This window comes from Janthinobacterium sp. J1-1 (genome assembly GCF_030944405.1).
GTDB lineage: Bacteria > Pseudomonadota > Gammaproteobacteria > Burkholderiales > Burkholderiaceae_D > Janthinobacterium.
Genome location: NZ_CP132339.1, coordinates 582,949 through 605,212 on the forward strand (window position 1 = coordinate 582,949; position 22,264 = coordinate 605,212).

Consider the following 22,264-nt stretch of genomic DNA (forward strand, 5'->3'; position numbering starts at 1 on the left):
TGAGCGTGGCGTGGGATCGGCTTAGTGCGCGTGAAACGTCACACGCGACGGCACGGTCTTGAACTTGCCCATTGCACTCCACCATGGCATCAGCAGGAAAAAGCTGAAGTAAATCAGGGTGCACACTTGCGACACGATGGTCTTGGCGTCGGTTGGCGCCTGGGTACCGAGGTAGCCGAGGATCAGGAACGACAGGCCGAAGATGGCATAGATATATTTGTGCCAGGTCGGACGGTAGCGGATCGACTTCACCGGTGAATGGTCGAGCCATGGCAGGAAGGCCAGGATCACCACCGAGCCGCCGAAGAACACCACGCCCCAGAATTTCGCATCGAGCACCTGTGGCAGCATGCCGACGATGGCCAGCAGGGCGATCACGGCGATCGCCGCCTTGACCTTGGTCGACAGGCGCGACTTGAGCCAGATAAACACCACGTAGGCGGCGACGGCGCCCATCAGCACGTACATGAAGTCGGCCGTGGTGGCGCGCAGCACCGAGTAGAACGGCGTGAAGTACCAGGTTGGCGCGATGTGCAGCGGGGTCTTCAGCGAGTCGCCCGGCAGGAAGTTGTTGTATTCGAGGAAGTAGCCGCCCATTTCCGGCGCAAAGAACACCACCGCGCTGAAAATTACCAGGAAGATCGACACGCCGAACAGGTCGTGCACGGTGTAGTAAGGGTGTGACGGGATCGAATCGAGCGGATGGCCGTCGGCGCCCAGGGTTTCTTTTACCTCGATGCCGTCCGGATTGCTGGAGCCGACTTCGTGCAAGGCGATCAAGTGCGCCGCGACCAGGCCCAGCAGGACCAGCGGGATGGCGATCACGTGGAAGGCGAAGAAGCGGTTCAGGGTGGCGTCGGACACCACGTAGTCGCCGCGGATCCACAGCGACAGGTCAGGACCGATGAACGGGATCGCGCCGAACAGGTTGACGATCACCTGGGCGCCCCAGTACGACATCTGGCCCCATGGCAGCAGGTAGCCGAAGAACGCTTCGGCCATCAGGCACAGGAAGATGGCGAAACCGAACAGCCAGATCAGTTCGCGTGGCTTGCGGTAGGAACCGTACAGCAGGCCGCGCGTCATGTGCAGGTAGACGATGATGAAGAAGGCCGAGGCGCCGGTCGAGTGCATGTAGCGCACCAGCCAGCCCCATGGCACTTCGCGCATGATGTATTCGACCGAATTGAAGGCCAGCGCCGCATCGGGCTTGTAGTGCATGGTCAGGAAGATGCCTGTGACGATCTGCAGCACCAGCACCAGCATCGCCAGCGAGCCGAAGATGTACCAGAAGTTGAAGTTTTTCGGGGCGTAGTATTTGCCCCACTGATCGTTCCACAGCTTGGTCAGGGGAAAGCGGTCATCGACCCAGCCCAGCGCTTTTTCGGCGGCCGGGGCATCGGCCGGGAATTTGGTTTCTTTGAAAGCAGCCATGATCAAGCCTCGCCTTTCTCGTCTTTACCAATCACCAATTTGGTGTCGCTCAAGTACATGTGGCGCGGCACTTGCAGGTTGTCCGGCGCCGGCTTGTTCTTGTACACGCGGCCGGCCATGTCGAAGGTGGAGCCGTGGCAAGGACACAGGAAGCCGCCTTCCCAGTCATCGGGCAGGGAAGGTTGGGGACCGGGGGTAAATTTCGAGGAAGGCGAGCAGCCGAGGTGGGTACAGATACCGACCGCGACGAGGATTTCAGGTTTGATGGAACGCGCTTCGTTCATGCAATACGAGGGCGTGAATTCGGCGGGATTGCGTTGCGAATTGGCATCGGCGACCTTGCCGTCGGTTTTCTTCAGCGACGCGATCATTTCCGGCGTGCGCTTGAGGATCCAGACCGGTTTGCCGCGCCATTCGACGGTGCGCATTTCGCCGGGCTGCAAGGTGGCGATGTCTACTTCGACCGGCGCGCCTGCGGCTTTCGCTCGCTCCGACGGCTGGAAGGTGCTTACCAAGGCTCCCGCGGTTGCCAACCCGACTACACTGCCCGCCGCGCACGTGGCGACGAGCAAGCCGCGGCGGCCTGAATCGACCTGCTTTTCGTTACTCATGCAAACCCCAATCAGTCAAAATGCGAATCTTTATTATGAATGGCAGCCGCGAAACATCCGTCGCCGAAGCGCTTTCCCACTGTTTGCCAGCCTGCGTCTCTTTGTACGCTAACGTGGCAATATCCCTGCGGAACTTCGGTCAATGGCGCAGCCCGTACCATTTTCTTGTTAATCGCCACAGGGCAAAAAAGCCCCTGCTGGCAACCGCAAATTATAAGTGAAGCAAACAACGAATAAAACCAAAACGTTGCTTGTACCATAATTTATATACTTTTGCAGGGAGTGGCTAGTTCTTTCGAACTAGAAAGCTTGAGGCGCACCGGAATGCTGCGACCGCACATGCAAAATCTCGCTGCAAATGGAATCAATAGTATGATCGTCATGTTTTTTATACATTCCGAAGGAGAAAAAAATGGCGATGATGAAAGAATTTAAAGAGTTTGCAATGAAGGGCAATGTCGTCGACCTGGCGGTCGGTGTCATCATCGGCGGCGCCTTCGGCAAGATCGTCGATTCATTGGTGCAAGACGTCATCATGCCGCCGATCGGCCGCATTTTTGGCGGCCTCGATTTCGCCAATTACTACCTGCCCCTGAATGGCCAGGCCACCACCATGACCCTGGTGGAAGCGAAGAAAGCCGGCGCCGTGCTGGCCTATGGTAACTTCATCACCATCTTGCTCAACTTCATTATTCTGGCCTTTATCATCTTCCAGATGGTCCGCCTGATGAACAAGGCCCGCCGCGCCCATACGCCGCCGCCGGCGCCGGCCGCGCCACCGGTCACGCCGGAAGACATCATGTTGCTGCGCGAGATACGTGACTCGCTCAAGGGCGCACCAAAAAACAACGATCTGGCACAATAAGCCGTTCCGGCAATGGGCCGGCTGACCTGGGTGGAGTTTTATGCGACGTTTCTGGTTGTTGTTTGCGCAAACCGTGACCATCGCGCTGGCGCTGTACTTCGTGTACGGCGCATTGCGCCCGGCCAGCCGGGTCCAGCAGCTGGGCTCGCCCGCCACGCCGATCCCGGTGGTGGAAACGGCGTCGAGCAGCCTGGCGCCCGGTTCCTTCCGCGATGCGGCGGCGCGCGCCATGCCGGCGGTGGTCAACATCCTGACCACCCAGGCGCCCAAGCGCGGCAGCCACCCCCTGATGCGCGACCCCTTCTTCAAGCGCTTTTTCGGCGAACGCACGCCGGACATGGAGGAAGAGGGCGGCGCGATGAAAAACAGCCTCGGCTCGGGCGTGATCGTCAGCCATGAAGGCTATATTCTCACCAATAACCATGTGGTCGAAGGCGCCGACGAAATCGAAGTCGTGCTGACCGACGGGCGCAAGGCGCCGGCGCAGGTGGTGGGCCTGGACCCGGAAACGGACCTGGCCGTGATCAAGGTCAAGCTCGACAAGCTGCCGGTGATCGTGCTGGGGCAGTCGGAGCAGGCGCGCGTGGGCGACGCCGTGCTGGCGATCGGCAACCCCTTCGGCGTGGGCCAGACGGTGACCATGGGCATTATTTCCGCCCTGGGCCGCAACAACCTGCATATCAACAGTTTTGAAAACTTTATCCAGACCGACGCGGCCATCAACTTCGGCAATTCGGGCGGCGCCCTGGTCGACACGCGCGGCAATTTGATCGGCATCAATACCGCCATCTATTCGCAAAGCGGCGGCTCGGTCGGCATCGGCTTTGCCATTCCCGTCTCGACCACCAAGACGGTGATGGAAGCGATCATCAAGAACGGCCACGTGGTGCGCGGCTGGATCGGCGTGGAAACCCAGGATATCACCAAAGAGCTGGCCGAAAGCTTCGGCCTGCAGCGCAGCACCGGCGCCATCATTGCCGGCGTGGTGCGCGGCGGCCCGGCCGACAAGGCCGGCATCAAGCCGGGCGACATCCTGCTCAACGTCGACGGCAAGCCGGTCGGCGACACCACCGAAATGCTGAACCTGATCGCCCAACTGCCACCGGGTGAAAAAGCTAAAATGACGGTGCTGCGCAAGAGCCGCGAGGCGGCGCTCGACGTGGTGGTGGGCAAGCGTCCCATCCCCAAGGACCTCAACAAATAGCCGCGAATCGGAAACTGACACATGCATGTGCGTGATTTGACCCAATTTTTACGTGAACTGAGCGAAAACAACAACCGTCCCTGGTTTGTCATGAACAAGCCCCGTTACGATATCCTGCGCGAGGAATTCCTGGCGCTGGTGACTTCATTGATTGCCGAACTCGGCAAGTTCGATCCGGCCGTGAAGTTCTGCAATCCCAAGAAAGCCATGTTCCGCATCAACCGCGACGTGCGCTTTGCGCATGACAAGAGCCCGTATAAAACGCGTTTCTCGGCGGCGATCGCGCCGAACGACATGCGCCGTCCCAGCAAGGCCGGCGGCCCCACGTATTATGTGCAGATCGATGGCCACGGCAACATGCTGTTCGGCGCCGGCGAATACATGCCGCCGCCAGGCCGGCTGAAGGCGCTGCGCGAGCATATGGTCAACGATGCGCCAGGGTTTGCCAAAGTGCTCAAGAATAAGCGCCTGAAGGCCCGCTTCAGCACCATCCAGGACGAGGGTAAATTGCAGCGCCCGCCCAAGGGTTTTGACGCCGACGCAGAGCATATCGAATTCATCAAGTTGAAAAGCTTTTTTGTCTGGAGCGAGCTGCCGTTGCCCTTGAACGATCCGGACCAGTTGTTGTCGATGATGGCGGAGGGATTGAAGGATGCCTATCCGCTGGTGCAATGGATGCGCAGCGCCAAAGAAGAGCTAGAGGAAGCGGCCGACTAACACGACTGGGAGCAGATGATGGCACTTGAGCATGCAAAGTCAGGACAGGTAATCACGGTGCAGCACGGGGACGGGCACGATTTGTCGCAGTTTTCCGCCATCGCGCTGGCCAAGACGGACGAGCTGGAACTGATCCGCATGTGCATGCCCAAGGGCAAGACCATGCCGGAGCATCATGTGTTGGGGGAAATCACCCTGCTGTGCCTGCAAGGCCAGGTAGCGCTCGACGCCCACGGCAGCGTGCAGCTGCTGGGGCCGGGCCAGATGGTGTATTTGAACGGCGGCCAGGCCCACGCGCTCGAAGCGTGCGAAGACAGCCTGTTATTGCTGACCATCTTGATGGCCAAGGCCGGCCGCTAAGCCTGCTTATACCCGGTTGGCTTCGTCGCGCGGATCGCGCGCCAGCAGTTGCTGCACCATTTCCTGCGGCAAGTCGCCATCGAACAGCACGCCGGCCACCGCATTGGTGATCGGCATCTCGACCTGCATGCGCTGCGCCAGCTCGCGCACGGCCTTGGCGCAGGGCACGCCTTCGGCCACATGGCCCAGCTCGGCCACGATGGCGGGGAGCAGCTTGCCTTGCGCCAGCCCCAAGCCGACCCGGCGGTTGCGCGACAGATCGCCGGTGCAGGTGAGGATCAGGTCGCCCATGCCGGTCAGGCCCATGAACGTTTCGGTCTGGCCACCCAGGGCCGTGCCCAGGCGCGTGATTTCGGCCAGGCCGCGCGTGATCAGCGCGGCACGCGCGTTCAAGCCCAGGCCCAGGCCGTCGGCCACGCCGGTGGCGATCGCCAGCACGTTTTTCACGGCGCCGCCCACTTCCACGCCCACCAGGTCATCGCTGGCATAGACGCGGAAATTGCCGCCATGTAAGGCCGACACCACGCAGGCGCGCAGCACCGGGTCGTGCGAGGCGATGGTCAGCGCGCACGGCAGGCCGCGCGCCACTTCCTGCGCAAACGACGGCCCGGACAGGGTGCCGCCGGCGACCTTGCCGCCCAGGATATCCTGGACGATCTGGTGCGGCAGCAGGCCGGTGCCGTTTTCAAAGCCCTTGCACAGCCACACCAGGTTGGGAATAGACTTGTGTTTCAGTTGCTGCAGCAGCGGGCGCAGGCCGGCCACCGGGCAGGCGGCGATCAGCAGCGCCTGTTCGCCGCTGGCGTGCGCGACGGCCGCGTCGAAATCGGCACTGATCGCCAGTTGTGGCGGCAGCGCAAAGCCGGGCAAATAAGGGTTCTCGCCGCTGGCGGCCATGGCGGTCATGGCGTCGGCGTTGCGGCCCCACAACATCACGTCGTGGCGGGCGGCCAGCGCCATCGCCACCGCCGTGCCCCAGGCGCCGGCGCCGAGGATGGTGATGCGGCGGCGTGCGCCGGCGGCATTGCTGTCTTGAACGGTCATGTGCTTACAGACCCCACACTTCGCTGGTCTTGACGTAGCCGGTCTGGCCATCCTTGTGGCGCACCTTGATCCAGCCGCTGCTGGGCTGTTCGCTCATTTCCAGCAGCACGCCCTTGTCGAGCAGCAGCACCGCCGACGAGGTGTCGTCGGGACTGGCGCGCACTTTCAGGTTGGCGGCGCGCGCCACCAGGTTGCGTTTGGCGGACAGGCCCTTGGCCTCGGTCCAGGCCATTTCGCCGCTGGCGTCGCGGACCTTGACCCATTCGCCGTAGCTGAGCACGACTTCGAGCGGCATGCCGCGCGGCGCCACATACAGCTTGCCGCCCTTGGCGGACGGCGCGTCGTACAGGATCACGGGCGCCGCGCCCACGGTCTTGAAGTCGACGGCGTGGCTGGTGGCGGTGGCCAGCAACAGCATCGCGCCTGACATCCAACGGAATTTGCTCATGACCGTACTTTTCAACATGATGTTTGGTGAACCTTGAATGAAACACGGCGGCTTGAATAACCGAGCCGCCGTGTCGGGCCAACCCAGGACGGGGTGGCGAAGTGATACTGAAACTTAGTTGATGGTTTCGTTAGGTGCTGCTGCGGCGGCGTCAGCAATCGCTTGCAGACGTTGCTGGTAGAACACTTCGAAGTTGATCTCGGCCAGGTGCACTGGCGGGAAGCCGGCACGGGTGATCACGTCGGCGATGTTGGCGCGCAGGTAAGGGTAGATGATGTTCGGGCAGCCGATACCCAGCAGCGGATCGAGTTGATCGGCAGGGATGTTGCGTGCTTCGAAGATACCAGCTTGCTTGCCTTCAACCAGGAAAGCGACTTTTTCGCCAACCTTGGCCGTCACGGTGATGGTCACGGTGGCTTCAAAGATGCCGTCGGCCAGCGGCTCGGCGCCCACGTCCAGCGCGACTTCGATGGCCGGCGCTTCTTGTTCCAGGAAGATGGCTGGGGAATTCGGTTGTTCCAGCGACATGTCTTTCAGGTAGACGCGTTGGATTTGGAAGACTGGTTGCAGATTTTCGTCAGACATGGAACGCTTTCGTTGTAATGGACAAGAACGGCACACCGTTCAAATAGGGTGCATGCAAATACGGTGCTTGCGGCAAGCCGCGCCGGATAGGCGCAACGTGCAGGGGTGCGAGGGCAATTGTATCAAAACAATACCGCCAAAAACCAAGCAATTTCTCGACCCCACTTTATATCAGGTTGCCGTGCCATTTAACAAGGGGTCCAGCTTGCCGGCTTGATCCAGCGCATACAGGTCATCGAAACCACCGACATGGGTGTCGCCGACATAAATTTGCGGGACGGTGCGGCGGCCCGTGCGTTCCATCATTTTGACGCGCTCGGCAGGATCGAGATCGACGCGCACCTTTTGCACGGTCACGCCTTTGGCTTCGAGCAAGCGCTCGGCGCGGATGCAGTATGGGCACACGGCGGTGCTGTACACGATTACGGGGACGGACATGGTGTTCTCCTTGTGTGATTGCTCGGTGGCAAAGTGGCGGGCCTTATTTGGCCAGCGACGGTTTGGCCAGCGACAGCGTTTTCAACGGCAAGCCTTGCTTGGTCCATTCGTCGATGCCGCCTTCCAGGCTCGTTGCTTCAGCGAAACCAGCTTTGGTCAGCGCCGCAACCGCGGTTGCAGAGCGCGAGCCTTTCTGGCAAACCACTACAATGGGGCGTGTTTTGAATTTTTCCAGCTCGCCCATGCGTTTTGCCAGTTCTGCCACTGGAATATTTTTCGCGTCCGGCAGGTGACCCTTGGCGAATTCGTCCGCCGTGCGCACGTCGACCACGATGGTCTTGCCACGATTGATCAACTGGGTCACTTCGAGTACGGTGGCGCGTTTGCCGCGCATCGACAGCAGTGGCCAGAGCAGGGCGCCGCCCGACAGGATGACGATGGCAAACAGAAAAATATGGTCGATAATGAATTTCACGAAGTGTCCAATGGTTTAAGTCAATGCGCGCATTATAAAATAGAAGCCGGAACAGTTCTTTTTTACCTTTGCTTTTTTGATTGAAACCTTTTAGAAGATAGAACCATGTACAAAATCGTTTTCATGCGTCACGGCGAGTCCACCTGGAACCTCGATAACCGCTTCACCGGCTGGACCGACGTCGATCTGACGGCCAAGGGAATCAACGAAGCCAAGGCCGCCGGCCAGATCCTGAAGGAAGAAGGCTTTACTTTCGACGTGGCCTATACCTCGGTGCTCAAGCGCGCCATCCGCACCCTGTGGCTGGCACTGGACGAAATGGACATGATGTACCTGCCGGTGAAGAACGACTGGCGCCTGAACGAGCGTCATTACGGCGCCCTGCAGGGCCTGGACAAGGCGGAAACGGCCGCCAAGTATGGCGACGAGCAAGTATTGGTCTGGCGCCGCAGCTACGACACTCCGCCGCCTGCGCTGGAGGAAAGCGACGACCGTGCCTCGTTCAACGACCCGCGCTATGCGGGCTTGCCGAAAGCGTCGATCCCGCTGACCGAATGCCTGAAGGATACCGTGGCGCGCGTGATGCCGGCCTGGGACGAGGAAATCGCACCGGCGATTCGCGCTGGCAAGAAGATCATTATCTCGGCCCACGGCAACAGCCTGCGCGCCCTGATCAAGATGCTGGACGGCATCAGCGACAGCGACATCGTCGGCCTGAACATCCCGAACGGCCAGCCGCTCGTGTATGAACTGGACGCCGACCTGAAACCGATCCGCCATTACTACCTGGGCGACCCGGCAGCGATTGCGGCGGCCCAGGCTGCCGTGGCGAACCAAGGGAAGGCCAAGTAACTTTGCAGTCTTTCTTCCGTGGCACAGTGATCGCCCCCTCTGCTGAACGTCCCCTGCCGGCCTGGCGTGCCGGCGCCGTGTTGTGCCTGGCGCTGCTGCTCTCTTGCGGCGCCGCGCATGGCGCCAGACCCACCGAACGCAGCAAGCAGAAGGCGGCCGCGGAATTGCAACGTGCCGGCCTGCAGCAAAAGCTGACGGCCCTGAAACGCGACATCAGCCAGACCGAAAGCGCCAAGGACGACGCGGCCGATACCCTGGCCGAGTCGGAAGAGGCGATCTCCAACGCCAACCGCGCCCTGCGCGACCTGGCGCAGGAGCAAAGCGAGACCAGCGTCAAGCTCAATGCGCTGGGCAAGGAACACCGTGAGCTGACGGCGACGGTGGAAAAACAAAAAGGACAATTGTCGAAATTGCTGCGCGAACAATATGTCGCCGGCAATGAAGACCGCATGAAGCTGCTGCTGTCGGGCGACAATCCGAACCGCATCAACCGCGATCTGCAACTGATGGCCTATGTGTCGCAGGCACAGGCGCGCCTGCTCGAATCGCTGCGCGCGAACTTGCTGGCGGTGGAAAAGAACCAGGCCGACGTGCAGAACGCCAAGGACGAGCTGGAAGAGATCGCCCAGGAAGAGCGCGACCAGAAAGTGGTGCTGGAACAGGAAAAGGCGCGCCGCGCCAGCATGCTGGCCAATCTGTCGCAGCGCCTGGTGGCCAAGCGCAAGGAAGCGGGCAGTGTCGAGCGCGACGAGCAGCGCATGGGCAACCTGGTCGACAAGCTGGCCAAGCTGATCGAAGAGCAGGCGGCCGCGGCTGCCGCTGAAAAGAAACGCCAGCAATTGCTGGCCGAACAACGCGCCGCCGCGAAAGCGGCCGCCGCCGCCAGGGCCGCCGAAGAAAAACGTGAGCGCTTGCTCGCCGCGCGCGCCAAGGTGGAAGCCCAGGCGCAGGCACGGGCGCAAGCGCGCGCGCTGGCCGAACGCGAACGCCTGGCCAAAGAACAGCAGAGCAAATCGGGAAAAATTCAGCCGCAAACCCAGCCCGTGCCGGTCCCGGTCCCGGTCCCGGTCCCGGTCCCGGTCCCGGCGCCGCCGGTGAAACTCGAACCGATCGACAACGACGAGCCGCCGCAGATCGCCAAGGTCGAGCCGAAGCCGGAGCCAAAACCGGAACCGAAGCCGGAGCCGAAACCCGAGCCGGCCCGCCCGACCCTGGCGCCCGCGCCGCCGGACGGCGCCTTTGCTAGTCTGAAAGGGCAGTTGCGTCCGCCCGTGGCCGGCCGGATCGCGGCCCGCTTTGGCAGCAAGCGCGGCGATGGCCCCACCTGGAAGGGCGTGTTCATCAAGACCGGCGAGGGCAGCGACGTGCATGCCGTGGCCGCCGGCCGCGTCGTGTTTTCGGACTGGATGCGCGGCTTCGGCAACCTGATCATCGTCGACCATGGCGGCCAGTACCTGAGTATTTATGGCAATAACCAGTCCTTGCTGAAACGCGCCGGCGATAGCGTCAAGAGCGGCGACGCGATTGCCAGCGCGGGCAACAGCGGCGGCAACGAAGAATCGGGGCTATACTTTGAGCTACGCCATCAGGGCCGTGCCTTCGATCCCGCCACCTGGGTCAAGTTTTAAGTACCACTTGCAGATTGCGAATCAGATATGGGCATCAAAGTAAAAAGTATAGGCTTGATCGGCTTGGGCCTGCTGGCCGGCATCGGCGCCACGCTGCAGTTCCCGGCCATCGCCCAGAAGGTCGGCGCGCCGCTGCCGCTCGACGAGCTGCGCCAGCTGTCCGACGTGTTTGGCCTGATCAAGAGCGATTACGTTGAAAAGGTGGAAGATAAAAAACTGCTGTCCGAAGCGATCGCCGGCATGGTGTCGTCGCTGGACCCGCATTCCGTCTACCTGGACAAGAATGCCTTCAAGGAAATGCGCGAAAGCGTGCAGGGCAAGTTCGTCGGCATCGGCATCGAAGTGAGCATGGAAGACGGCTACGTGAAAGTGGTCTCGCCGATCGAGGACAGCCCCGCCGCCAAGGCCGGCATCGCCGCCGGCGACGTGATCACCCGCCTCGACAACGTGCCGCTCAAGGGCCTGCAGTTAGACGAAGTCATCAAGCGCATGCGCGGCCAGCCGAACAGCAAGCTGGTGCTCACCATCTCGCGCAAGGGCGACAGCAAGCCGCTGGTGTTTCCCATCGTGCGCGAGGAAATCCGCGTGCAAAGCGTCAAGGCCAAGATGGTCGCGCCCGGTTACGCCTGGCTGCGCATCGCCCAGTTCCAGGAGCCGACCGTCGACGACATGGTCAAGAAAATCAACGCCCTGTATGCGCAGGACCCCAAGCTCAAGGGCCTGGTGCTGGACTTGCGCAACGACCCGGGCGGCGTGGTGCCGGGCGCCATCGGCGTCTCGGCCGCTTTTTTGCCGGGCGATTCCGTGATCGTGTCGACCAGCGGCCAGTTGCCGGAATCGAAACAGGTGTTCTATGGCCGGCGCGAGTTTTACGCGCCGCCCGGCGCCAAGACCGACCCGTTGGCCAAGCTGCCGGCCGCGCTGAAAACCGTGCCGCTGGTGGTGCTGGTCAACGCCGGTTCGGCCTCGGCTTCGGAAATCGTCGCCGGCGCACTGCAGGACTACCAGCGCGCCACCGTGATCGGCACGCAAACCTTCGGCAAGGGTTCGGTACAGACCTTGCGCCAGCTGACGGCCGACACCGCCGTCAAGCTGACCACGGCGCGCTACTACACGCCGAAAGGGCGCTCGATCCAGGCGCGCGGCATCGTGCCCGACATGCTGGTCGATGAAACGGCTGACGGCGATGGCTGGAACAGCCTGCGCGTGCGCGAAGCGGACCTGGAAAAACACCTGAACAGCGACGACGGCAAACCGGAGGCGGCCGCGCCGACCCTGGGCACCGTGCAAAGCCAGCTGGAAGAAGAGCAGCGATTGATCGCCACGGCGAAAAAGCGCAAGCCGCTCGAATACGGCGCCAAGGACGATTTCCAGTTGCAGCAGGCGCTGAACCACTTCCAGGGCTTGCCGGTGCAATTGTCGAAGGCGGGCGCCAAGCCGGACGCCAAGGCGGTCAAGATCAGCGACAAGCCCGAGATCAAGTCCGATATCAAGGCGGAAGACAAGAAGATCCCCGTCCAGAAACCGTGAACGACGACCAGCTGCTGCGCTACTCGCGCCATATCCTGCTGGACCAGATCGGCATCGAAGGCCAGCAGGCCTTGCTCGACGCGCAGGTGCTGGTGATCGGCGCCGGCGGCCTGGGCTCGCCGGCCGCCATGTACCTGGCCGCGTCCGGCGTTGGCCGGCTCACGCTGGTCGATGACGACACGGTCGACCTGACCAATCTGCAGCGCCAGATCGCCCACACCACGCAGCGCGTCGGCCAGCCCAAGGTTGTTTCGGCGCATACCACGCTGGCGGACATCAATCCTGACATCGAAGTCATCGCCTTGCAGGAGCGCGTGAGTGACGCGCGCCTGGCCGAGCTGGTGGCGGCTGCCACCGTGGTGCTGGACTGCACCGACAACTTCGCCACCCGCCACGCCGTCAACCGTGCCTGCATGGCGCACAAGGTGCCGCTGGTGTCGGGCGCCGTGATCCGCTTCGATGGCCAGGTCAGCGTGTTCGATCCGCGCACGGGCACGCAGCCCTGTTATTCCTGCCTGTTCCCGCAGGACCAGCAGTTTACCGACGAAGCCTGTTCCACCATGGGCGTGTTCGCGCCGCTGGTCGGCGTGGTCGGCAGCATGCAGGCGGCCGAAGCGCTCAAGCTGATCATGGGCATCGGTGCGTCGCTGGCCGGGCGGCTGCTGCTGCTCGACGGCCTGCACATGGAGTGGAGCAGCATGCGCGTGGCGCGCGACCCGGCCTGCCCGGTATGTGGCGATGAATCTGCCCACTGCGCCTTGCCGGTTTGAACACGCCGGTATAAATTTTCTTAAATTTTCCCTGTATGACAGGCTTTGTCATATTTCGGCTTTATACTCTGCACTCCACTGACCTACTTCTCTCTCTTCTTATGCAAAACGCAGCAACCCGTTCGATACCGCAGCGCCGCGCGCGCGGCTTCACGCTGATTGAAATCATGGTGGTGGTGGTGATCATGGGCATCCTGGCCTCGCTGGTGGTGCCCAAGCTGATCGCCCGCACCGGTGAATCGAAGGTGGCGGCGGCGAAAGTCGACATCGCCACCGTGATGCAGGCATTGAAACTGTACCGCCTGGACAACCAGCGCTATCCGACCACCGAGCAGGGCTTGCGCTCGCTGGTGGAAAAACCGACCGTCGGCCCGGCCGCGAATGGCTGGAAGGCGGGCGGCTACCTGGAAAAAATGCCGAAAGACCCATGGGGCAATCCTTACCAGTATCTGTCGCCGGGCCTGAAGGGCGAAGTCGACATCATCTCGCTGGGCGCCGACGGCCAGCCTGGCGGTAGCGGCGACGACGCCGATATCGGTTCCTGGGACCAGTAAGCTCTTATTTCATGCCCGCCATGAGTGCCAAACGCCAGTTGCGCCAGCGCGGCTTCACGCTGATCGAACTGCTGGTGGTGATGGTCATCATCGGCATCACGCTGGGCCTGGTGTCGCTCAACGCCATGCCGAACGGCCAGCAGGCGCTGCAAAAAGAGGCCGAACGCATCGCCCTGCTGCTGCAGCTGGCGCGCGATGAAGCCATCGTGCGCAGCCGGCAGGTGGCGTTCGAAGCCGATGAAAACCAGTACCGTTTTTTGGTCCTCAATGAAAAGCTGTGGCAAGCCGTGACGAAGGATGACTTGCTGCGCGAGCGCAGCTTCGCCAATACGCCGATGCTGCTCAGCGTGCAGCCGTCGACCAGCGCGGCCCAGCCGCTGCGCATCGTCTTCGGCCGCGAGCCGGTCGACAAACCGTTCGTGCTGACCATGTCCAGCGGCGAGCGCAGCGTGGCTATCCGCGCCGACGGCATCGGCCACTTCACGGTCGAGCAATAATGACATTCTTCCCACCCCGCCCGCAGTTGTGTGCATCGCAGCGCGGCTTCACCCTGCTCGAAGTACTGGTGGCGCTGGTGATCGTCGGTACCGCGCTGGGCGCGTCCTTGCGCGCCGTCGGCAGCCTGACGCAGAACAGCGATGGCCTGCGCAGCGCCATGATGGCCACCTGGTCGGCCGAAAACCACCTGGTGCGCTTGCGCCTGGAGAAAAAATTCCCGCAGACGGGCAAGCGCACCGAGGATTGCCCGCAGGGCGACCTGAAACTGATTTGCGAAGAGGAAGTGGTGGCTACGCCGAACCCGCGCATGCGCCAGGTGCGCGTGAACGTCTATGACGCGCAGTACCCGGCCCGGCGCATCGTGCGCCTGGTCCTGTTGTCGTTCAACGACTGATGGCGCGCCCACGCTCCGCCGCCGGCTTCACGCTGATCGAGCTCCTGGTGGCGATCGGCATCCTGGCCATGGTCGCCTTGCTGGGCTGGCGTGGCCTGGACAGCATCGTGCGCTCGCGCGAGGTACTGAACGCCCAGCTCGAGCAGTCGCGCGGCATGCAGCTGACGTTCGCGCAGATGCAGAGCGATTGCGACCACCTGGCCGGCGCCAGTTCCGTCAATGCGGCAAGCAATACCCTCCTCAATGGCCGCGCCAACCTGTCGGCCGAGACCGACCGCCTGATCCTGGTGCGCCAGGCCGCCTCCGAGCAGCAGCCGCAGCAGCTGCAAGTGGTCACCTATCGCCTGGTCGGCGGCGTGCTGACACGGCGCGAGTCGAACGGCACGCGCGACCTGGCCGTGCTCGACACCCTGTGGCAGGCGGCGCGCGACGATACCGATAGCGGCAATGCCAACGTGGTGCTGCTGCGCGGCGTCGACAGCATGGCGATGCGCGGCCAGCGCAAACTGACCAGCAACGCGGCGCCCGACTGGATCACCCTGGCTGCCGGCAGCAAGACCGACGACCTGGCCGGCCTGGAAGTGACCTTGCAACTGCCGGGACAGGCCGCCGGCCTGTCCAAAGTCTTCTTGCTGGGGCCGGGATGAAGCCGTTTCATGTGCCCACCCGCCAGCGTGGCGTAGCCGTCATCACGGCCCTGCTGCTGACGGCGCTGGCCATCACGGTGGTGGCCAGCCTGTTCTGGCAGCAGCAGGTGCAGGTGCGGTCGATGGAAAACCAGCGCCAGCGCCTGCAGACGCAGTGGGCCATGCGCGGCATGGTCGACTTTGCCCGCTTCTGGCTGCGCCAGGACAATCCGTCCCTGACGGCGACGGACGGCGTCTGGGCCACGCCGATCGAGGAAGCGCGGCTCGACGATTACGTCGACCGTGAAAAGGTCGAGATGGAAAAATTCGACGCCACCGTCTCGGGCCGCGCGCTCGACGCGCAGGCGCGTTTCAATCTAACCAACCTGGTCGATATCACGGGTGCGCCCAATCCCGGACAGCTGCAGGCCTACCAGCGCTTGCTGGGCAACTTGCAACTCGATAGCGGCCTGGCGCGGGCCACGGCCGACGCAGTGGTGCGCGCACGGCCCAAGGCGCGCGCCGCTAACGACAACAGCGACAGGAAAACCGACACCGGTACCGGCGGCAGCAGCGAGCCGGTGGCCATGACGCAGATCGAGGATTTGCTGGCGATACCGGGCTATACCCCGCAAGTGATCGAAAAGCTGCGCGATTACGTGATCGTGCTGCCGCAGGTGACCCCCGTCAACGTCAATACCGCCTCGGCCGAAGTGCTCGCTGCCGTCACCGACATGTCGGTTTCCGAAGCGAGCGCGCTGACACTGTCGAATCCGCGCAAAAAGTTTGTCGATACGGGCAATTTCAAGAATAATATTAATGGCAAGAATGTGATCGACGGTGTGGAGATCGATGTGAAAAGCCAGTACTTCCTCACCGTGATCCGGGTGCGGCTGGACCGCGCCGCGCTCGACGCGCAGGCGCTGGTGTGGCGCCAGCCGAACCCACAGCGCACCACCAGCCTGGTCTGGTTGCGGGAAAATTAAAACCTGAAAGCGAGTCCCTTTGATAACTTTGTATATCCGCCACCCGGCCAAGGCCTCCACCGATAGTGCGGCCGCATGCGCCTTCGTGCTGGCCGGCGACGGCGGCGCGCTGCAGCAGCAGGGCAGTGCCGCCCTGGGCAGCCTGGGCCAGCTGATCGCCGGCGCACAACGCGTGGTGCTGCTGCTGGCGGCGGCCGACGTCACCTTGCTGCGCCTGAAAACCCCGCCGCTGGCCGGCGCGCGCCTGCGCGCGGCCCTGCCTGGGCTGGTGGAAGAACATATCCTGGGCGACGCGCAGGACTGCGTGCTGGCCGCCGGCGCGCCCGACGCCGCCGGCCTGCGCACGGTGGCCGTGGCGCAGCGCGCCTGGGTCGAAGTGCTGGTGCAGGCCTTGCTGGCGCAGGGTGCGCGCAAGGTGGCCGTGCTGCCATCGCAACTGTGCCTGCCCTTGCCGCCCGGTGGCGTATCGGCCAGCCTGCAGACGGGCAGCCAGGGCATCGAACTGGCCTTGCGCCAGGCGCCGCAAGAGGGCCTGGGCCTGGTGCTGCCGTTCGACGCGCAACAGGCGCTGGCCACCACGCGCGCGTTTGCCGGCGACGTGCCGCTGACCATTTACGTGGCGCAGGATGAACTGGCGCCATACCAGCAGCTGGCGCAGGACGTGGCCGGCGTGACGGTGGAGCCTGACCATTGGGCGCACTGGATCGCCGCCAGCCGCACTGCCGCCCTGGACCTGGCGCCGGCGCTGGGCGCGGGCGGCAGCGCCGCGCGCGACTGGGCGCGCTGGCGCTGGCCGTTGCGCCTGGCGCTGGCAGCCGTGATCGTCAACCTGGTCGGCATCAATATCGAATGGTCGCGCCTGAAGCGCGAAGTGGCCACCGTCAACACCTCGATGCTGCAGACCTTCAAGGCGGCCTACCCGAATGAGGCGCCGGTATTCGGCCTGGAAGAGGAACAGATGCGGCGCAATATCGCCGCCGCCAAGCTGCAGGGCGGCCAGGCCAGCATGGACGACTTTACCAGCATGAGCGCGGCGCTGGGCGAGGCCCTGGGTGGCCTGGCCGGGCGCGGCGTGGTGGCCTCGCTGGAATACCGCGAGCGCAGCCTGATCGTGCGCATCAAGCCCGACATGGTCGACGCCAGCGCCCAGGCGCAGGTGAAACAGGGGCTGGCCGCGCGCAAGCTGGACCTGAACGAGACCGAGCCCGGTATCTGGAAAATCACGGTCGCCACGGTCGCCAAGGGAGCAGCAGCATGAGCATCGCATTGAACAAGGGCCGGGCGGCACTGGCCACGCGCCAGCAGGCCATGCAGGCCTTCTGGGCCGAGCGCACGGCGCAGGAGCGCAAGCTTCTCTCCATCGGCGCGGTGGTGGCCGGCGTGGCGCTGGTGTATGCGGTGTTTTTTGAACCGGCCTGGAACGGCCGCATCGCGCTGCAAAAAAGCCTGCCCGAGCTGCGCCAGAAGGCCGCCGTGCTGCAGTCGCTGGCGCGCGAAGCGGAAGACTTGTCGCGCCAGGCGCCGGTGCAGGTGGCTGCCATGAACCGCGAGGGCCTCGATGCGTCGCTCAAGGCGCGCGGACTGGCGCCCCAATCGCTGTCGCTGACCGGTGAATATGCGCGCGTGCAGCTCAATGGCGTGCCGTTTGCCAGCGTCATGCTGTGGCTGGACGGCTTGCGCCGCGAAGGCCGCATCGCGGTGCAGGACGCGAAGATCACCGCGCAAAGCAAGGCCGGGCTGGTCGACGCCACCATCTCGCTGCACCAGAGCCCGGGCGTGACCCGATGAAGCGCATGCTGCTCTGGCTGCTGGCGATCATCGTCAGCGTCGGCCTGACCCTGCTGGTTTTCTTTCCGGCCGCCTGGGTGGCCTCCATCGTCGAAAAGCAGACCGGCGGGCGTTTGACCTTGGGCGACGCGCAAGGTACCCTGTGGCGCGGCTCGGCCTTTGTCGGCGGCGCGGCCAGTGCCGGCGGCGCCGTCACGCCGCTCTTGCCCGGCCGCTTCAGCTGGCGCATTGCGCCGTCGGTGCTGTGGGGTTCGGTCGACGTCGAGCTGCAAAACGCCGAGGCGCTGTCGCAGCCGGTCAATCTGCGTGGCTCGTGGTCGCACTGGCAGGTCAGCCCGGCGGCGCTGCTGCTGCCGGCCGATGGCCTGGGCGGCCTGGGCGCGCCCTTGAATACGGTGGCGCCGACCGGCAGCATGCGGCTGTCGTGGAGCACCTTGCAACTGGCCCTGGAGCAGCAGCAGTTTTCGGCCATCGGGCGCACCACCTTGCAGATGACCGACATGGCCTCGCGCCTGTCGTCGCTGCGCCCGCTGGGCAGTTATGAACTCGATTTCGACTGGCAGGGGCAGCAGGCCCGGTTGACCTTGCGTTCCATGAAGGGCCCCTTGCTGCTCGACGGCAGTGGCAGCCTGAATCAGGGGCGCATGCAGTTTTCCGGCCAGGCCCAGGCCGCAGCAGGATATGAAGAGACCTTGGCGAGTTTGTTGAATTTGCTGGGACAGCGCCGTAGCAATAGCGAAAAAAACATCATCGCCCTAGAGTTTAGACAATGAAAAAATCATCCGTGAGCCCAATCAAACCATCCTTTTCGCTGCGCCGCCTGTCCGCCGCCGCCCTGTTGTGCTGTTCGGTGGCCGGCCTGCCGGCACCCGCCTGGTCCGCGCCCGGCGACGAGGCGGCGCTCAACTTTGTCGCCGCCGATATCGAGTCGGTGATCAAGGCGGTGGGCCATTACACCAACATCAATTTCGTGATCGACCCGCGGGTCAAGGGCACGATTACCCTGGTGTCGGAAAAATCGATCAGCAAGACGCAGGCCTTTGCGCTGCTGGCCTCGGCCCTGCGCCTGCAAGGCTATGCGGTGGTGTCGGGCGACGGCTACGCCAAGGTGGTGCCGGAAGCGGACGCCAAGCTGCAGTCGGTGCCGACCCAGGTCGGCAATGGCGCGGCCCAGGTCAAGGGCGACCAGATCGCCACCCAGGTGTTTTACCTGAACTACGAATCGTCGGCCAACCTGCTGGCCGTGCTGCGCCCGCTGATTTCGCCGAACAACACGATCAACGCCAACCCGGGCAACAACTCGCTGGTGATCACCGACTACGCCGACAACCTCAAGCGCATGGCGAAAATCATCGCCGCGCTCGACGTGCCGGCATCGACCGACCTGGACGTGATCCCGGTGCGCTATGCGATCGCCTCCGACCTGGCGTCGATGGTGAACAAGCTGATGGAGGGCGGCAACGCCGGCGCAGGCACGGCTGTCGATACGGGCAAGGTGTCGGTGCTGGCCGACCCGCGCACCAACTCGCTGGTGCTGCGCGCGCCGTCGGCGGCGCGTGCCAACCTGGCCAAGTCGCTGATCGCCAAGCTGGACCAGCCCACCACGCAGCTGGGCAATGTGCACGTGGTCTACCTGAAGAACGCCGACGCCACCAAGCTGGCGCAGACCCTGCGCGCGGTGGTGACCTCGGACGGCTCGGCCGCCACCGCGCAGCAGGGCACCAATACCAATAACAGCTCGCAGGGTAACAACAACCAGACCCAGAATATCAGTGGCATCAACAGCTCCGGCATGGGCGGCAACACGCAAGGCGGCACCAGCGGCGGCGCGTCGCTCAACAATGCGCCGCAGCAGCTGTCCTCGGGCGGCGCGGCCGGTTTCATCCAGGCCGACGCGTCGACGAATACCCTGATCTTGACGTGCAACGAAGCCGTGTACCGCAACCTGCGCGCCGTGATCGACCAGCTCGACGTGCGCCGCGCCCAGGTCTATATCGAGGCGCTGATCGTCGAAGTGACGTCGGCCAAGGCCTCCGAATTCGGCGTGCAGTGGCTGGGGCTTTCCGGCGACAGCAGCAGCAACTACCGCGTCGGCGCCCTGCAATCGTTCGCCACCGGCACCACCAACAATATTGGCGCGCTGGCGACCGGCAAGGGCGCCGTGCTGCCGACCGGTGGCCTGACGCTGGGTATTTTCAAGCAGATCAACGGCGCGCTGGGTCTCGGTGCGCTGGCCCATGCGCTTGAATCGGACGGCAACGCCAATATCCTGTCGACGCCGAACCTGATCACCCTGGACAATGAACTGGCCACCATGCAAGTGGGCCAGAACGTGCCTATCCTGACGGGCCAGTACACCAGCACGGCCGGCACCAACAGCAATCCGTTCCAGACCATCGACCGCAAGGACGTCGGCCTGACCCTGAAAGTGCGTCCGCAGATTTCCGAAGGCGGCACCATCAAGATGGCGATTTACCACGAGACGTCGAGCGTGGACAAATCGACCACCAACGCGGTCAGCGGCATTACCATCAACAACCGCGTGATCGAAAACAATGTGCTGGCCGACGACGGCCAGATCATCGTGCTCGGTGGCCTGATCGAGGACAGCACCGGCGACAATGCGGAAAAAGTGCGCGGCCTGGGCGATATTCCCGTGCTGGGCAACCTGTTCAAGTACCAGACGCGCGAACGCAAGAAAACCAATCTGATGATCTTCTTGCGCCCGGTGATCGTGCGCAGCAAGGAGCAGAGCGGCAGCCTGGCGGCCGACCGTTACGACTACATGCGCGCGGCCGAAACGGCCGCCGTGCCGGCCACCGGCAACCTGATGCTGAAAGACCTGGGCACGCCCGTGCTGCCGGCCTTGCAGAACGGCCAGCCGGTGGGCGGCAATATGGTCACGCGTCCGGTGCCGCCGGCGCCGTTGCCGCCACCGGGTGCGCCGGCCAATGCGGCCACGCCGCTGCTGCAGCAGTACCAGCAGCAAAATCCGCAGCAAAACCCGCAACAGTGATCGGCCAGTCATGAGTAATTTGCTTCCTTACGCCTACGCGCGCGATTTCGGCCTGCTGGCCCGGGCCGGCGCGCAGGACGGCGGCGCGGTCGAGGTGCTGGTGGCCGTGTCGACGGCGCCGTCGGCGATCGCCGAAGTGTCGCGCCGTTTCGGCCAGATTCAATTGAAGGTCCTGCCGCGCGAGGAACTCGATGCGGCGATCGCCGGCGCCTATGCCGGCGGTGGCGGCAACGCGACCCAGATGGCCGATGAATTCGACGCGGACCTCGATCTGACCAAGCTGCTGCAGGACGTGCCGGCGATCGAGGACCTGCTCGAATCGTCCGACGACGCGCCGGTGATCCGCATGATCAACGCGCTGCTGACGCAGGCGCTGCGCGAAGGCGCCTCCGATATCCATATCGAACCGTTCGAGCAGACCTCGGTGGTGCGTTTTCGCATCGACGGCAGCCTGCGCGACGTGGTGCGTCCCCGCAAGGCCATCCACGGTTCGCTGATTTCACGGATCAAGATCATGGCGCAGCTCGACATCGCCGAAAAGCGCCTGCCGCAGGACGGCCGCATCACCCTGCGCGTGGGCGGCAAGCCGGTCGATGTGCGCGTCTCGACCCTGCCCACCGGCCATGGCGAGCGGGCCGTATTGCGCCTGCTCGACAAAGAGGCGGGCCGGCTCGACCTGCAGCACCTGGGCATGAGCGCGCCGATGCTGGGGCAGTTCGACGGCCTGATCAACCAGCCGCACGGCATCGTGCTGGTCACCGGGCCGACCGGCTCGGGCAAGACCACTACCCTGTATGCGGCGCTGTCGATGCTGAACGCCACCACCACCAATATCCTGACGGTGGAAGACCCGATCGAGTACGACCTGGCGGGCGTCGGCCAGACGCAAGTGAACCCGCGCATCGACATGACCTTTGCCAAGGCCCTGCGCGCGATCTTGCGGCAGGACCCGGATGTGATCATGATCGGCGAGATCCGCGACCTGGAAACGGCGCAGATCGCCGTGCAGGCTTCGCTGACGGGCCACCTGGTGCTGGCCACCCTGCACACCAACGACGCCTCGGCGGCCGTGACGCGCCTGCTGGACATGGGGATCGAGCCGTTCCTGCTGTCGTCGTCGTTGCTCGGCGTGCTGGCGCAGCGGCTGGTGCGCAAGCTGTGCGGCTCCTGCAAGACCTTCGATCACCAAAGCGGATACTGGCAGGCGGTCGGCTGCGAGCAGTGCGGCCAGACCGGCTACCAGGGCCGCGTGGGCGTGTATGAACTGCTGCGCACCACCGAGCAGATCCGCGCGCAGATTCACAACCGCGCCTCGGAAGCGGACGTGCGCGCCGTCGCCCTGCAGGACGGCATGACCGGCATGCGCGAGGACGGCGAACGCTGGCTGCGCGACGGCACCACCACGCAAGCCGAGCTGCTGCGCGTGACCAAAGACTAGGCC

General features: G+C 63.7%; 25 protein-coding genes. 18 read left to right on the forward strand and 7 right to left on the reverse strand.

The features are described 5' to 3' along the window. Positions 1–21: 21 nt before the first annotated feature. Together Q8L25_RS02595 and petA are read right to left on the reverse strand one after the other, a co-directional pair. Positions 22–1,434, reverse strand: a complete 1,413-nt coding sequence (locus Q8L25_RS02595) for a cytochrome bc complex cytochrome b subunit (RefSeq protein ID WP_308923430.1) — start codon at positions 1,432–1,434, stop codon at positions 22–24. Positions 1,435–1,436: 2 nt separating this feature from the next. After that, positions 1,437–2,045, reverse strand: a complete 609-nt coding sequence (gene petA / locus Q8L25_RS02600) for a ubiquinol-cytochrome c reductase iron-sulfur subunit (RefSeq protein ID WP_308923431.1) — start codon at positions 2,043–2,045, stop codon at positions 1,437–1,439. Between the two features lie 412 nt (positions 2,046–2,457). Here petA and mscL point away from each other — a divergent pair, with 412 nt between their 5' ends. The 4 genes from mscL to Q8L25_RS02620 are packed head-to-tail and all read left to right on the forward strand — an operon-like array spanning position 2,458 to position 5,191. Beyond that, a complete protein-coding gene (gene mscL / locus Q8L25_RS02605) occupies positions 2,458–2,910 on the forward strand; it encodes a large conductance mechanosensitive channel protein MscL (RefSeq protein WP_308923432.1) in 453 nt (150 codons plus the stop codon). Between the two features lie 40 nt (positions 2,911–2,950). Continuing rightward, complete coding sequence (locus tag Q8L25_RS02610; RefSeq protein ID WP_308923433.1) at positions 2,951–4,114, forward strand: Do family serine endopeptidase; 1,164 nt, start codon at positions 2,951–2,953, stop codon at positions 4,112–4,114. 21 nt (positions 4,115–4,135) lie between these two features. Then, a complete protein-coding gene (locus Q8L25_RS02615) occupies positions 4,136–4,831 on the forward strand; it encodes a DUF2461 domain-containing protein (protein WP_308923434.1) in 696 nt (231 codons plus the stop codon). 15 nt (positions 4,832–4,846) lie between these two features. Further along, on the forward strand, positions 4,847–5,191 hold the full coding sequence (locus tag Q8L25_RS02620; protein WP_308923435.1) for a hypothetical protein: 345 nt from the start codon (positions 4,847–4,849) through the stop codon (positions 5,189–5,191). A 6-nt stretch (positions 5,192–5,197) separates the two neighbouring features. Here Q8L25_RS02620 and Q8L25_RS02625 read toward each other — a convergent pair whose 3' ends face one another. From Q8L25_RS02625 to Q8L25_RS02645, 5 genes are all read right to left on the reverse strand, one after another. Further along, positions 5,198–6,235: an NAD(P)H-dependent glycerol-3-phosphate dehydrogenase gene (locus Q8L25_RS02625; protein ID WP_308923436.1), complete on the reverse strand. Its 1,038-nt coding sequence runs from the start codon at positions 6,233–6,235 to the stop codon at positions 5,198–5,200. Between the two features lie 4 nt (positions 6,236–6,239). Then, on the reverse strand, positions 6,240–6,683 hold the full coding sequence (locus tag Q8L25_RS02630) for an SH3 domain-containing protein (protein ID WP_308923437.1): 444 nt from the start codon (positions 6,681–6,683) through the stop codon (positions 6,240–6,242). A gap of 114 nt (positions 6,684–6,797) precedes the next feature. Beyond that, positions 6,798–7,268 (reverse strand): protein-export chaperone SecB, encoded by a 471-nt coding sequence (secB, locus tag Q8L25_RS02635; protein ID WP_308923438.1) that lies wholly within the window; start codon positions 7,266–7,268, stop codon positions 6,798–6,800. A gap of 171 nt (positions 7,269–7,439) precedes the next feature. Beyond that, positions 7,440–7,706, reverse strand: a complete 267-nt coding sequence (gene grxC / locus Q8L25_RS02640) for a glutaredoxin 3 (RefSeq protein ID WP_308923439.1) — start codon at positions 7,704–7,706, stop codon at positions 7,440–7,442. A gap of 43 nt (positions 7,707–7,749) precedes the next feature. Beyond that, the gene (locus Q8L25_RS02645; RefSeq protein WP_308923440.1) at positions 7,750–8,181 is read right to left on the reverse strand and encodes a rhodanese-like domain-containing protein; all 432 of its coding nucleotides are present in this window, start codon (positions 8,179–8,181) and stop codon (positions 7,750–7,752) included. Positions 8,182–8,286: 105 nt separating this feature from the next. Here Q8L25_RS02645 and gpmA point away from each other — a divergent pair, with 105 nt between their 5' ends. The 14 genes from gpmA (at position 8,287) to gspE (ending at position 22,261) form a co-directional block, all read left to right on the forward strand. Beyond that, complete coding sequence (gene gpmA / locus Q8L25_RS02650; RefSeq protein WP_308923441.1) at positions 8,287–9,033, forward strand: 2,3-diphosphoglycerate-dependent phosphoglycerate mutase; 747 nt, start codon at positions 8,287–8,289, stop codon at positions 9,031–9,033. Positions 9,034–9,110: 77 nt separating this feature from the next. Further along, positions 9,111–10,661 carry a peptidoglycan DD-metalloendopeptidase family protein gene (locus tag Q8L25_RS02655; protein WP_308925637.1) on the forward strand — a complete coding sequence of 517 codons (1,551 nt, stop codon included), beginning with the start codon at positions 9,111–9,113 and terminating at the stop codon, positions 10,659–10,661. A 27-nt stretch (positions 10,662–10,688) separates the two neighbouring features. Beyond that, positions 10,689–12,191: a S41 family peptidase gene (locus Q8L25_RS02660; protein ID WP_308923442.1), complete on the forward strand. Its 1,503-nt coding sequence runs from the start codon at positions 10,689–10,691 to the stop codon at positions 12,189–12,191. Then, positions 12,188–12,961 (forward strand): molybdopterin-synthase adenylyltransferase MoeB, encoded by a 774-nt coding sequence (locus tag Q8L25_RS02665; protein ID WP_308923443.1) that lies wholly within the window; start codon positions 12,188–12,190, stop codon positions 12,959–12,961. Before Q8L25_RS02660 ends, Q8L25_RS02665 begins: the two co-directional genes overlap by 4 nt. A 101-nt stretch (positions 12,962–13,062) precedes the next feature. After that, on the forward strand, positions 13,063–13,515 hold the full coding sequence (gene gspG / locus Q8L25_RS02670) for a type II secretion system major pseudopilin GspG (protein WP_308923444.1): 453 nt from the start codon (positions 13,063–13,065) through the stop codon (positions 13,513–13,515). An 11-nt stretch (positions 13,516–13,526) separates the two neighbouring features. After that, positions 13,527–14,012 (forward strand): type II secretion system minor pseudopilin GspH, encoded by a 486-nt coding sequence (gene gspH / locus Q8L25_RS02675; RefSeq protein ID WP_308923445.1) that lies wholly within the window; start codon positions 13,527–13,529, stop codon positions 14,010–14,012. Continuing rightward, complete coding sequence (gene gspI / locus Q8L25_RS02680) at positions 14,012–14,407, forward strand: type II secretion system minor pseudopilin GspI (RefSeq protein WP_308923446.1); 396 nt, start codon at positions 14,012–14,014, stop codon at positions 14,405–14,407. The genes gspH and gspI overlap by 1 nt, the downstream gene beginning before the upstream one ends. After that, the gene (locus Q8L25_RS02685; protein WP_308923447.1) at positions 14,407–15,054 is read left to right on the forward strand and encodes a prepilin-type N-terminal cleavage/methylation domain-containing protein; all 648 of its coding nucleotides are present in this window, start codon (positions 14,407–14,409) and stop codon (positions 15,052–15,054) included. The genes gspI and Q8L25_RS02685 overlap by 1 nt, the downstream gene beginning before the upstream one ends. Further along, positions 15,051–16,019, forward strand: coding sequence for a type II secretion system minor pseudopilin GspK (gspK, locus tag Q8L25_RS02690; protein WP_308923448.1), 969 nt, complete (start codon positions 15,051–15,053; stop codon positions 16,017–16,019). The genes Q8L25_RS02685 and gspK overlap by 4 nt, the downstream gene beginning before the upstream one ends. A gap of 19 nt (positions 16,020–16,038) precedes the next feature. Next, positions 16,039–17,277, forward strand: a complete 1,239-nt coding sequence (gene gspL / locus Q8L25_RS02695; protein ID WP_308923449.1) for a type II secretion system protein GspL — start codon at positions 16,039–16,041, stop codon at positions 17,275–17,277. Beyond that, the gene (gene gspM, locus Q8L25_RS02700; protein ID WP_308923450.1) at positions 17,274–17,807 is read left to right on the forward strand and encodes a type II secretion system protein GspM; all 534 of its coding nucleotides are present in this window, start codon (positions 17,274–17,276) and stop codon (positions 17,805–17,807) included. Before gspL ends, gspM begins: the two co-directional genes overlap by 4 nt. Beyond that, positions 17,804–18,580: a type II secretion system protein N gene (locus tag Q8L25_RS02705; protein WP_308923451.1), complete on the forward strand. Its 777-nt coding sequence runs from the start codon at positions 17,804–17,806 to the stop codon at positions 18,578–18,580. The genes gspM and Q8L25_RS02705 overlap by 4 nt, the downstream gene beginning before the upstream one ends. Beyond that, entirely contained in the window at positions 18,577–20,823 is a 2,247-nt protein-coding gene (gene gspD, locus Q8L25_RS02710) for a type II secretion system secretin GspD (protein WP_308923452.1), read from the forward strand. Before Q8L25_RS02705 ends, gspD begins: the two co-directional genes overlap by 4 nt. Before the next feature lie 10 nt (positions 20,824–20,833). Beyond that, positions 20,834–22,261: a type II secretion system ATPase GspE gene (gene gspE / locus Q8L25_RS02715; protein WP_308923453.1), complete on the forward strand. Its 1,428-nt coding sequence runs from the start codon at positions 20,834–20,836 to the stop codon at positions 22,259–22,261. Positions 22,262–22,264 lie beyond the last annotated feature (3 nt).

Excerpts from the sequence above, each read along its gene's own strand:
- Q8L25_RS02595 (WP_308923430.1), bottom strand. The coding sequence starts at position 1,434 with ATGGCTGCTTTCAAAGAAACCAAATTCCCGGCCGATGCCCCGGCCGCC.
- Q8L25_RS02615 (WP_308923434.1), top strand. The coding sequence starts at position 4,136 with ATGCATGTGCGTGATTTGACCCAATTTTTACGTGAACTGAGCGAAAAC.
- petA (WP_308923431.1), bottom strand. The coding sequence starts at position 2,045 with ATGAGTAACGAAAAGCAGGTCGATTCAGGCCGCCGCGGCTTGCTCGTC.
- gspK (WP_308923448.1), top strand. The coding sequence starts at position 15,051 with ATGAAGCCGTTTCATGTGCCCACCCGCCAGCGTGGCGTAGCCGTCATC.
- Q8L25_RS02685 (WP_308923447.1), top strand. The coding sequence starts at position 14,407 with ATGGCGCGCCCACGCTCCGCCGCCGGCTTCACGCTGATCGAGCTCCTG.
- Q8L25_RS02610 (WP_308923433.1), top strand. The coding sequence starts at position 2,951 with ATGCGACGTTTCTGGTTGTTGTTTGCGCAAACCGTGACCATCGCGCTG.
- gspG (WP_308923444.1), top strand. The coding sequence starts at position 13,063 with ATGCAAAACGCAGCAACCCGTTCGATACCGCAGCGCCGCGCGCGCGGC.
- secB (WP_308923438.1), bottom strand. The coding sequence starts at position 7,268 with ATGTCTGACGAAAATCTGCAACCAGTCTTCCAAATCCAACGCGTCTAC.
- gspE (WP_308923453.1), top strand. The coding sequence starts at position 20,834 with ATGAGTAATTTGCTTCCTTACGCCTACGCGCGCGATTTCGGCCTGCTG.
- Q8L25_RS02660 (WP_308923442.1), top strand. The coding sequence starts at position 10,689 with ATGGGCATCAAAGTAAAAAGTATAGGCTTGATCGGCTTGGGCCTGCTG.
- grxC (WP_308923439.1), bottom strand. The coding sequence starts at position 7,706 with ATGTCCGTCCCCGTAATCGTGTACAGCACCGCCGTGTGCCCATACTGC.
- Q8L25_RS02705 (WP_308923451.1), top strand. The coding sequence starts at position 17,804 with ATGAAGCGCATGCTGCTCTGGCTGCTGGCGATCATCGTCAGCGTCGGC.
- Q8L25_RS02630 (WP_308923437.1), bottom strand. The coding sequence starts at position 6,683 with ATGAGCAAATTCCGTTGGATGTCAGGCGCGATGCTGTTGCTGGCCACC.
- gspD (WP_308923452.1), top strand. The coding sequence starts at position 18,577 with ATGAAAAAATCATCCGTGAGCCCAATCAAACCATCCTTTTCGCTGCGC.
- Q8L25_RS02620 (WP_308923435.1), top strand. The coding sequence starts at position 4,847 with ATGATGGCACTTGAGCATGCAAAGTCAGGACAGGTAATCACGGTGCAG.
- gpmA (WP_308923441.1), top strand. The coding sequence starts at position 8,287 with ATGTACAAAATCGTTTTCATGCGTCACGGCGAGTCCACCTGGAACCTC.
- gspI (WP_308923446.1), top strand. The coding sequence starts at position 14,012 with ATGACATTCTTCCCACCCCGCCCGCAGTTGTGTGCATCGCAGCGCGGC.
- Q8L25_RS02625 (WP_308923436.1), bottom strand. The coding sequence starts at position 6,235 with ATGACCGTTCAAGACAGCAATGCCGCCGGCGCACGCCGCCGCATCACC.
- mscL (WP_308923432.1), top strand. The coding sequence starts at position 2,458 with ATGGCGATGATGAAAGAATTTAAAGAGTTTGCAATGAAGGGCAATGTC.
- gspH (WP_308923445.1), top strand. The coding sequence starts at position 13,527 with ATGCCCGCCATGAGTGCCAAACGCCAGTTGCGCCAGCGCGGCTTCACG.
- gspM (WP_308923450.1), top strand. The coding sequence starts at position 17,274 with ATGAGCATCGCATTGAACAAGGGCCGGGCGGCACTGGCCACGCGCCAG.